This window comes from Sinorhizobium sp. KGO-5, assembly GCF_036245905.1.
GTDB classification, from domain to species: Bacteria; Pseudomonadota; Alphaproteobacteria; order Rhizobiales; family Rhizobiaceae; genus Sinorhizobium; species Sinorhizobium meliloti_A.
In genome coordinates this window covers 1-962 of sequence record NZ_BDIZ01000025.1, presented here as the reverse complement: position 1 = coordinate 962, position 962 = coordinate 1, and the positions used below count along the sequence as shown (strand labels likewise).

The 962-nt window shown below is 63.1% G+C and carries 1 protein-coding gene; it reads left to right on the top strand.

Going from position 1 to position 962, the window contains the following annotated elements:
- Positions 1 to 962: calcium-binding protein (locus BHD07_RS31825; RefSeq protein WP_338284320.1), on the top strand; the 962-nt coding region annotated here is incomplete at both ends.

Sequence of the window (962 nt, the reverse complement as noted above, 5' to 3'; positions counted from 1 at the left end):
TGGGGTAATGCCGGTGACGACTATCTCGACGGCGGGCTTGGCAACGACTTGCTCTATGGCGGGCTTGGCAACGACTTTTTCAAGGCCGGAGCGGGCGATGACTACGCGGAAGGCGGCGACGGCAATGACAGCTTCGACGGCGGCGCCGGCGCCGACACGCTGATCGGCGGGCTCGGCAACGATATCTTTTCCGGCGAAGACGGCAATGACATCATCAACGGCGGCGATGGCCATGACCATATCCTCGGAGACGCCGGCAACGACCAGATCTATGGGGGCGCCGGCGAGGAATACATCGACGGCGGAGTGGGAGACGACATCATCTATGCCGGCTCTGGAAACGACGGCTTCAACAACCGCATTGATCCCGCGACGGGCAAGCTGACGCAGCAGGCGGTCGGTGGTGGTGCCGGCAACGATACGATCTACGGCGAAGAGGGCAACGACGCCCTGAAGGGCCAATCCGGAAACGACCGGGTCTATGGCGGCATCGGCGACGACATCGTCGATGGCGGCGACGGGAACAACTACCTCGATGGCGGTGATGGGAATGACGTGCTCGACTCCGAGGGCGGCATCGACGAAGCCCACGGCGGTAACGGTAACGATCGGATTGCCGCAGGCGCCGGCAACGATCGCGCATTCGGGGATGCCGGAGACGATATCCTGACGGGCGAAGCTGGCGACGACGTGCTTGATGGCGGCCTCGGCAACGACCTTGTCATTGCCGGAGACGGAAACGACACGCTTCGAGGTGACGCGGGCAGAGATACCCTTCTTGGCGACGCGGGAAGCGACATCCTGTGGGGTGGCGCCGATGCCGACCGCTTCGTCTTCAAGGGCGCGGGTTCGCTCGTCGGACGGGACTCCGTGATGGACTTTCAGGACGGCACCGATCTGCTTGTCCTGGAGAACCTCGGAATCAAGCAATATTCGAGCTCCGGCACGGCCGGTACGATTTT